Origin of the sequence: Aphanizomenon sp. CS-733/32 (genome assembly GCF_028330045.1) — a bacterium.
Classification (GTDB): Bacteria; Cyanobacteriota; Cyanobacteriia; order Cyanobacteriales; family Nostocaceae; genus Dolichospermum; species Dolichospermum gracile.
The window spans coordinates 1-8,744 of the sequence record NZ_JAQMSE010000113.1 but is presented as its reverse complement, the minus strand read 5'-3'; the positions used below and the strand labels follow the sequence as shown (position 1 = coordinate 8,744).

At 40.7% G+C, this 8,744-nt stretch carries 6 protein-coding genes; 4 read left to right on the top strand and 2 right to left on the bottom strand.

Features of this window, described 5'->3' with window-relative positions:
• Nucleotides 1–712: 712 nt before the first annotated feature.
• Both PN471_RS08705 and wecB read left to right on the top strand, forming a co-directional pair.
• On the top strand, nucleotides 713–889 hold the full coding sequence (locus PN471_RS08705) for a hypothetical protein (protein ID WP_271776506.1): 177 nt from the start codon (nucleotides 713–715) through the stop codon (nucleotides 887–889).
• Nucleotides 890–892: 3 nt separating this feature from the next.
• Nucleotides 893–2,002 (top strand): non-hydrolyzing UDP-N-acetylglucosamine 2-epimerase, encoded by a 1,110-nt coding sequence (wecB, locus tag PN471_RS08700; RefSeq protein WP_271776505.1) that lies wholly within the window; start codon nucleotides 893–895, stop codon nucleotides 2,000–2,002.
• A 91-nt stretch (nucleotides 2,003–2,093) separates the two neighbouring features.
• Here the strand turns inward: wecB and PN471_RS08695 are convergent, their stop codons facing one another.
• On the bottom strand, nucleotides 2,094–2,699 hold the full coding sequence (locus PN471_RS08695) for a peptidoglycan-binding domain-containing protein (protein ID WP_271776504.1): 606 nt from the start codon (nucleotides 2,697–2,699) through the stop codon (nucleotides 2,094–2,096).
• 168 nt (nucleotides 2,700–2,867) lie between these two features.
• Nucleotides 2,868–3,716 carry a M23 family metallopeptidase gene (locus tag PN471_RS08690; RefSeq protein ID WP_271776503.1) on the bottom strand — a complete coding sequence of 283 codons (849 nt, stop codon included), beginning with the start codon at nucleotides 3,714–3,716 and terminating at the stop codon, nucleotides 2,868–2,870.
• A gap of 1,708 nt (nucleotides 3,717–5,424) precedes the next feature.
• Between PN471_RS08690 and hetF the strand changes: the two genes are divergently transcribed.
• Complete coding sequence (gene hetF / locus PN471_RS08685) at nucleotides 5,425–7,896, top strand: cell division protein HetF (protein ID WP_271776507.1); 2,472 nt, start codon at nucleotides 5,425–5,427, stop codon at nucleotides 7,894–7,896.
• 160 nt (nucleotides 7,897–8,056) lie between these two features.
• Nucleotides 8,057–8,395: a P-II family nitrogen regulator gene (locus PN471_RS08680; protein ID WP_039201734.1), complete on the top strand. Its 339-nt coding sequence runs from the start codon at nucleotides 8,057–8,059 to the stop codon at nucleotides 8,393–8,395.
• The last annotated feature ends 349 nt before the right edge of the window (nucleotides 8,396–8,744 follow it).

Below are 8,744 nucleotides of genomic sequence, written 5' to 3'. Positions count from 1 at the left end.
TAGCCTCTGTTGACTTGTCTAACGAATTACGCGAAAAAATCCTGCAAGAAGGGCTTTATGTGGCTCGTATTCATGATCAAGTTTTTGAACTTGATATTCCCGATAATTTTCAGGCTCAAACTTATTAATGCGATCGCCAATTATCCCAGTGTAATATGAAAATCGCCATTATTCCTATAGATTATGTTAAGGAAGACAAAGTCATCTAAAGATGAATAAGCATCAGGAAAATTTATTAGTCCGTTTTAACGGACTTGAGCTATGAGACAGGGAATTTATTCCCTGGCGGGTGTGGAAGCCAAACAAATAAGCCATCTGTCCGCAATTCTCATTTTAAGGTTTCATGACATTTAAACCCTGACATTCATAGGGTTTTACAATTCTTAACAAATCCGGCGATAGCGAAGCGCTGCTGCAAGCAGTTCGCTGAAATGGCGCAGACTCGTTTCAAAATGAGAATTGCTGTATCAGTGGTATAATTATTTTTCGGATCACTCTTTTTGTGGAAGCACGCTTTATCTCTTTTCTCTCGTCTAGACTATAGTAAGTAAGCACTTCACAGGATTATAAAGATTTCTTGTTAAAAGATTTTTTACGAGTTTACTCGGTTTGTGGGGTTTCATTACCTGCTAGTCGGGGTTGGTAGTGCGATTGTAGGGACATAATGTTATTATGTCTTTAAGTTATCTGATTTTAAGAAAGAATTTTACGAATGTTAGAAAAGCTAATTTCACTTTCGGAAACAGAAGACCGAAATTTGCAAAAAATATCCGATAATCTTGGCATTTCCGAAGAAAATTTAATTCGTCAGGTTTTAACTGATTTTTTGGCAAGACAAGCGGATGATTTAGAATTTGAAAAATCTATGCATCATACTATAATTATTTAACTAATGACTAATCAACACCGTATTGGCATTATTTTAGGGACTCGTCCCGAAGCTATTAAACTAGCACCAGTAATTCAAGTTTTCCAAAATTCTCCAGACTTTGAATTGCAGGTAATTCTCACAGGACAACATCGAGAAATGGTTGAACAAGTAATGCAATTGTTCAAACTCAAAGCCGATTGGAATTTAGAGATTATGCAGCGACAACAATCTCTTAGTGATGTTACTTGTCGAAGTTTACAAGGTTTAGAAGCATTATTTCAAACCCAAGAATTAGATTTTGTAATTGTCCAAGGAGATACAACAACAGCTTTTGCAGCCACCTTAGCAGCTTTTTATCAAAAAATCCCTTTAGGTCATGTGGAAGCAGGTTTAAGAACTGATGATTTATTTAATCCTTTTCCCGAAGAAGCTAATCGAAGGTTGATTTCCCAACTGACACAATTACATTTTGCGCCAACTACTTTAGCTGTAGAAAACTTACAAAATTCTGGGGTATTAGGAGAGATTCACTTAACAGGAAATACTGTAATTGATGCCTTGTTAAATGTGGCTGCCAAAAAAACAGTTTGCAATATACCTGGGTTAGATTGGCATAAATATAGAACAATTTTAGCAACAGTTCATAGACGAGAAAATTGGGGATCACCCTTGCAAGATATCGCCGAAAGTTTTTTACAAATTTTAGAGCAATTTCCTGATACAGCCTTATTACTGCCATTACATAAAAATCCCACAGTTAGAGAACCATTGCAAGAGTTATTAGGGAGTCATCCCCGCATTTTCCTGACAGAACCCTTGGATTATGCTGAATTAGTGGGAGCTATTGAGCGATCGCATTTAATCTTAACCGATTCCGGTGGATTACAAGAAGAAGCCCCCAGTCTGGGTAAACCAGTCCTAGTTCTCAGAGATACCACAGAAAGACCAGAAGCCGTCACCGCCGGGACAGCCAAACTCGTAGGTACACAAACTGCAAATATTGTCACAGCCGCTAGTGAACTACTCAGCAACCCCGACGCTTATACCAAAATGGCCACCGCCATTAATCCCTTTGGCGATGGCCATGCAGCAGAACGCATTCTGCAAATTATCAAAAACTACCTGCAATAGGGAACAGAAAAACAACTTTAGTTATGTTTTTAAACATGGGTAACTATTGCTTCTTACCTCTTACCTTTCAATTAGAGTGATTAGACAGTTCCTAAATACCTAAAGCTCTCCGAGTTTGATAACCAACAACGCCATCTACACGCAGTCCGTTACGTCTTTGGAAGTGACGAATTGCGTTAATAGTTCGTGAGCCATAAACACCATCAACTCTAATCCCTAAAGCTCTTTGAATTTCTCTAACTCGTTCACCTCTTGAGCCATATCCTACCGTTACCCTACCCCCAACACCGTATCCAGAACGATATCTGCGGTGAGAATAGCCAGGAGTATTACCAATCCATCTTTCAGCCGCATAGTATCCTCGGTAACGTCCCGAAGAAATTCTCGCAAATCCATTTCTGACACTACCTGTTTCACCAATGTATGAACCATTGCGGACACAGTCCACAGATGAATTTGCAGTGCTAGGTCCGGTACGAATATAAAGACAACTTCCATTAGTCCTGGCATATTCCGCGGAAGCAAACTGCATTTGAGTCACAGTAGCTAGTAATATAGTCACACCAGCCAAAGTTAACCATGCAGAAGATTTAAAAATTTTCCGCCAATTAAATGACGATTTGGAAAAATTTAATGCAAAATTCTCATTTGGTTGTTCATCTTCTATGTACATATAGGAATAAGCTAAACATTCCATAATCACCTGCTCCTTTATGTGAAATTTTGCGATACTTCTGTCTAGTTTTAATCTCTATTGATTTTATACTTATTCACGACAATATGTTGGCTACTATATTCCGCCATTTGAACTGTCACATCAGGTATTTGTAATGAAATCATCAATTACATAAACAGGTTAGTATTTTTATTTCCCTAAACCATGAGAAGTGAGAAAACTATCCGCACGAATGGGACTACCATTGCGCCAAATTTCTATTTTTCCGGGGCTGATTAAGTAGGAAAAACTACCATTTTCTGCCTGATATTTGTTATTATCAACCTTCCAAGCCCGAATTTTTAAAAGTTGACTGGGTTCTTGCTTCAATTTCCCCAAATAAAATAACTGACCATTTTCTTCGCAAACTTTTATACTAACTGTTGCCGTCTCCCCATTTATAACTGTAGTCCCAGGACAATCAGTATGATCACTTACAGATAAAATCGGTTGTGGAGTTGGGGTCATTGGTTTATTTACTGGTGTTTTGGCAATATTAGTAGACGGCAATAAACTGATAGGATTACTAGCCAAAGAACCATCTACATAAAATTCAAAATGCAAATGAGGAGCGCTGCTATTGCCTGTTGAACCCATTTCGGCAATAATTTGACCTTGTTTGACGTGTTGACCTTTACTGACCAATAAACGGCTATTATGTCCATAAACCGTCACATTGCCATGAAGATGTTTAATTTCGATAAAATTGCCTAATCCCCAATTATCCCAACCAGCTTTGACAATTGTACCAGCAGCAGCAGCCAAAATCGGAGTCCCTTTTGCACCCGCAATATCAATTCCCTCATGTTGATATTTACGGAAACCTTGAGAAAGCACACCCTGAGCAGGCCAAATTAAGTTAGTAGCAGGTGCAGACCTAGGGTCAATTAAAGAAACTGTTTGAGTTAAAGCTGGAGAAATCTGATTCAACACAAGATTGCAAGATAATAGGCATATTAAAGCGTAATTACAAAAGCGGTAGATATTAACCTTCTTCATCAGTTTCTAGCCTCATAGTTGCTATAGCAGGGAAAAGAAGTCAAAGCCGACTTAACCTGAGTTCGGTGTTAGGAGTTTCTCCTTCGGAGACGCTACGCGAACGGAGTTATGATTTTTTCAACGAGATCATGAGGGTTTGAGACTCATATTTGGGGCAGTTTTCCACAAATTATCTTATGTCGAACTCAGGTGACTTACTATAATTATGGTTACTTCCTTCTGACGGCTTTCATCCCCGGCTAAAAAGCTAAAAAGACATTGATACCTAAATAAAAATTTAGGGGATTTTTAGGTATCAATTCCGGGGTTTTGAGCCTATCTTCTTATAAAGAAATAATTAAGAGTCCTATTATCTATCGCAGTGATCATTCTAAAGTTAGAGCCAAGGATCAAAATGGAATGAAAGTGATTCTGAAAAAGTTGTCAGATTAGTTGATCCGAAAGTCTAAGTAGGTTAGCATTGAAGATGGTAGTTGTGGTAAAGCAAAAGGCAAGAGTGAAGAGCGTCCCTACTCCCATCCCACCCTTCTAAGGGTGGACTCCTCCTGTCTTCGACCTCCTGCCTCCTAAACAAAAACTTGTTGAGCAGGGATATTGCCAGAGACTTGTTTTGATGATAGGGTAGGTTGAGTTTCCGTTTTTCAGAGAAAACCCCCAGTGGATGTTAGCCAGCTAGGGGAGTTTAGTTATCAGGGTGCATCTACCAACTAAATGTTCTCAAGTGCATAACGATCTTCCGGATAAATTTATATTTAACGCCCTATGTGAGTTGGAGGCTAGAACAAGGCAATCTCGTTGGTAAGACTAGGACTTGTTGGTAAAGTGAAGTCTGAAAACCTGAAAATAACCGGGGCATTTTTAACTCACATAAGGCGGATTTAACAAGTTTGTTTTGAGTTCAGGGGTCAACTAACCAGAGGTTTTTGACAACGGTAGGAAAAGAAAAAACCCCCAGAGGTGTTAGCCAGCTAGGGGAAGTTAGTTATCAGGGTGCATCTACTTGTTAACTGTTCATTGTTTTTAACTTATGCTCCGGAAAAAATTACCCAAAAATTGCTGTTTGTCACATACCGAAAAAATTCCTGTGGCTGGTGGTTGGGTAGGGGAGTTGGTTGTTGGGATCTTATCTACTTAATAGTTTATCTACAAATGCTTAGAAACGTTCTTGTCACCCAGGAACGTTTTTTATTTACCAAAATGAAAAAAGAAAACCCCTAGTGAATTTTAGTCAACTAGGGGGATTGAAGATCAAGGTGCATCTACCAATAAACAGTTCTTTACGGGGATCAAGCAATCCGGATAAACTGAGGGCAGCCCAATAGGTATAAAACCTTTGTTAAACATATCTGAAACATTAGAATGGCAAAAGACATCTAAGGTATTGGCAGGATTAGTCACTTATGACATTATTCTCAAAGGCAATACTGATAATTGTTCTATATTCCTTTTTCTGGGGTGAACGGGATCATGTTTACCGATGCCAGAACAGTTAATGTTTAGGGCATATAATTACAATGGATAGAGATTTAAATGTGAGTTATAACCTGCTAAATGTACGAAAGGAATTTGTACGGTTGGCTGATCCGAAAGTTACGCCCGTGGACAAGAAGTAGTATTCTACCTTGGTGGAGGCGGGAAATAAACAGCAATGTATGGCTTGCGCCACGTTGTCCTATCAGCATTGTCTAAGTTTTATGGAGCAGAAATTGTGACCCAGGAATTTCACCTTTCCGCAACGCCGGTGGGGCAAAATGACTATCTGGTGAGGACGGAACAAGTTGCGCCTGGGGTGCCGGTGGCAGAAGAACTGGTGCATTGGCCTGTGGCTGAGTGGTTGACTGCCGCAGGGGATTTAATGGATGATCCTTTGCAGTCGGTGTTGCAGGGGAATATGGTAGCCAGAAACTCTGTTAACTTGGTAGCCTTGGGACAAGATTTGTATAATGCGTTGTTTCAGGGAACGCTGCGGGATAGTTGGATTACTGCCCAAGGTATTGCCCAAAATCACCAACAGGTACTGCGGCTAAGATTGGGACTGAAGGATACGCGGTTGGCGCGGTTACCGTGGGAAATTATGCACGCGGGCGATCGCCCTTTAGCTACTGGGCCTTATATTACCTTTGCCCGTTACCAAAGTGGGATTGCCCCACCATCGCCATTACCAACTCATAATCTGCCTGCGTCGCCGGAAGTACGGGGGATAAGAGTGTTAATGGTTATTTCCGCGCCTACTGATTTAGTCCGATTGGATTTACTCAAACAAGAAGCCATTAATCTCAAGGCAGAACTGCGCCGCCAAGCATTGAAAGTAGCTGATGGTAATCATCATCTCCCAGAAATTGAGTTAACTGTTCTAGATCAACCGGGAAGGGAAGAACTTACCCAAGCCTTAGAACAGGGACATTACCATATTCTCCACTATTCTGGTCACAGCAATTTGGGTGGCAATGGTGGACAAATTTATTTAGTGAGTAAAAAAACTGGTTTAACAGAAACTCTCAATGGAGATGATTTAGCTGGGCTACTAGTGAATAATAATATTCAAGTAGCAGTGTTTAACTCCTGTTTGGGGGCATATCGGGCGAGGTCTGAGGTAGCGGAAGACTCAGGGGAACGGAATTTAACTGAAAGTTTGGTAAAACGAGGAATTAGAAGTATTTTGGCGATGTCAGAACGCATCCCTGATGAGGTGGCACTGACCCTGACACAGTTATTTTACCGCAATTTGGGTCAGGGCTACGCTTTAGATTTATGTGTAAGTCGAGTCCGTCAAGGTTTAATTTCTGCCTATGGTTCTCAACAGATGTACTGGGCCTTGCCGATTTTGTATCTTCAGCGAGAATTTGATGGTTGTTTGACACCACAAAATTTATCTGGCTATTCTGAGTTGCTGAACGAGTATCAGCCGCCTAAGCTGACTAATAGTGATAATTATTCTGCTGTAGCCAGTAATCTAGAAAGTCTGATGGCTATAGATGATATTCTTAATCCTAATTTTGGGGAGGAAACGACGGAGGTAGACTGGCTAGGGGAAGATACTTGGGGTGATCTTGTGGATGAGATTGAGGATGATGACTCTAGCTATAATGAGGACTCGGCAATAGTTTCTGATTTGTTTCGTCAGCTTGGCAATCCGGTGACTAAAGCAGAAGAACCAAGTATGAAGGCGGAACTAATGGAGGAGAATCATCATTATCAGTCGGAAATGCAGGTTGCCCCCACGAAACAAAATTTAGATTGGGGAAATGTGCCAACTCACATTACGCCAACTCCTTTGAAGTTTGGGCGGCGTGAGGTAAATCCTCGGTTATCACCGTCACCTGTCACTCCCAAGGGTCATCCCTTTCACCGGATAAAATCACCATTGTCATTATATGGTTTGGTGGGAGCAGGTGTAATTACTATAATTGTGGGGATTGGTTGGTGGTGGCATCAACGACAAGCACAGAAGTCTTCTGATGTTCCGCCTGTTCCTGGAGAAAATTTCACGAGTAATCAGTATCCATCCATTAATTTAGCTAATTCATCTACGGGAATTGTTACGGCTACGGCTACGGCACAGTTGAGTCAAGGCAATTTAAAGTCTGGGTTGGATGCTATTCATGAATTACTGAATCGTGGGGCTTTTACGGCTGCGGAAACGGCTTTAAATTTGATTCCTGTTGAGGATGCTGAAAATCCATCTGTGAACTTTTTCCGGGGGCGTTTGGCTTGGCAGTTAGTCCAAACGAAAAATAATAAGTATAGTATTGATGATGCCCGTCGTTATTGGGCTAGGGCTGTCCAAAATCAGCCAGATTCTCTTTTGTATAATAATTCTTTGGGATTTGCCTATTATGCGGAGAATAATCTCAATTATGCTAATGATGCTTGGTTTAAGTCTCTGAGTTTGGCTTTAAAACCTCAACAGCATCAGGGTTCAGGTCCGATCAAATATCCCCAAATAGCGGGAGAACCGCAGGCTTTGACGGCTTATGCTGGGTTAGCGTTGGGTTTATATAAATCGGCCAAGAATCAACCTGCTGATAAACGCCAGCAATATTTACAGGAAGCGATTAAATTGCGGCAGATGGTGATTCAAAATGCACCAGCAGACTTTACTGTTGAGAGGTTATCACAAAATTGGCTATGGACGGAACAGGCGATCGCTGACTGGCAGAGTCTGGGACAGGCGAAGTGATCACTTTTGCCAAAAAATAGTCCATAATGGGAAATGTAAAAAAAGTGTGAAATCCCATACATCAGGCTGAAATTAAATCACTATGGCTATATTCACAGCGTGAGACAATGAATCTGCTTAGATATATAAACGACGTTATTAGAAGTCAGGAATCAAAAAAATGAAAAAAGTAGAAGCCATTATTCGTCCATTTAAATTGGATGAAGTGAAAATCGCTTTAGTTAATGCGGGCATCGTCGGGATGACAGTTTCTGAAGTTCGGGGTTTCGGACGGCAAAAGGGTCAAACTGAACGCTATCGGGGTTCGGAGTATACTGTGGAGTTTCTCCAAAAACTGAAGGTGGAAATTGTGGTTGAAGATGCCCAAGTTGATATGGTTGTAGATAAAATTATCGCCGCCGCCCGCACTGGTGAAATTGGTGATGGTAAAATTTTTATCTCCCCTGTTGAACAAATTGTGAGGATTAGAACAGGAGAAAAGAATACTGAAGCTGTGTAAGTAGTCGGTATTTGATACTGTTTATCTAATAAAATAGGCGTTGCTGATTTTGTAAATGTGAAAACAGGAAATCACCTGAGTTCGGTGTTAGGAGTTTCTCCTTCGGAGACGCTACGCGAACAGAGTTATGATTTTTTCAACGAGATCATCAGGGTTTGAGACTCATATTTGGGGCAGTTTTCCAAAAATTATCTTATGTCGAACTCAGGTGAAATCAGCAGCGCTTTTTATTAACTATGAGGTTAGCGATTTATCTCAGTAAGTGAACAGGCAAAATCGAGATATGTAGGACTTGCTGAAACAGTTGTCTGTAAGGGGAGGTGACGGGTGACGGGTGACAGGTTATAGG

Excerpts from the sequence above, each read along its gene's own strand:
- PN471_RS08705 (WP_271776506.1), top strand. The coding sequence starts at position 713 with ATGTTAGAAAAGCTAATTTCACTTTCGGAAACAGAAGACCGAAATTTG.
- wecB (WP_271776505.1), top strand. The coding sequence starts at position 893 with ATGACTAATCAACACCGTATTGGCATTATTTTAGGGACTCGTCCCGAA.
- PN471_RS08695 (WP_271776504.1), bottom strand. The coding sequence starts at position 2,699 with ATGGAATGTTTAGCTTATTCCTATATGTACATAGAAGATGAACAACCA.
- PN471_RS08690 (WP_271776503.1), bottom strand. The coding sequence starts at position 3,716 with ATGAAGAAGGTTAATATCTACCGCTTTTGTAATTACGCTTTAATATGC.
- PN471_RS08680 (WP_039201734.1), top strand. The coding sequence starts at position 8,057 with ATGAAAAAAGTAGAAGCCATTATTCGTCCATTTAAATTGGATGAAGTG.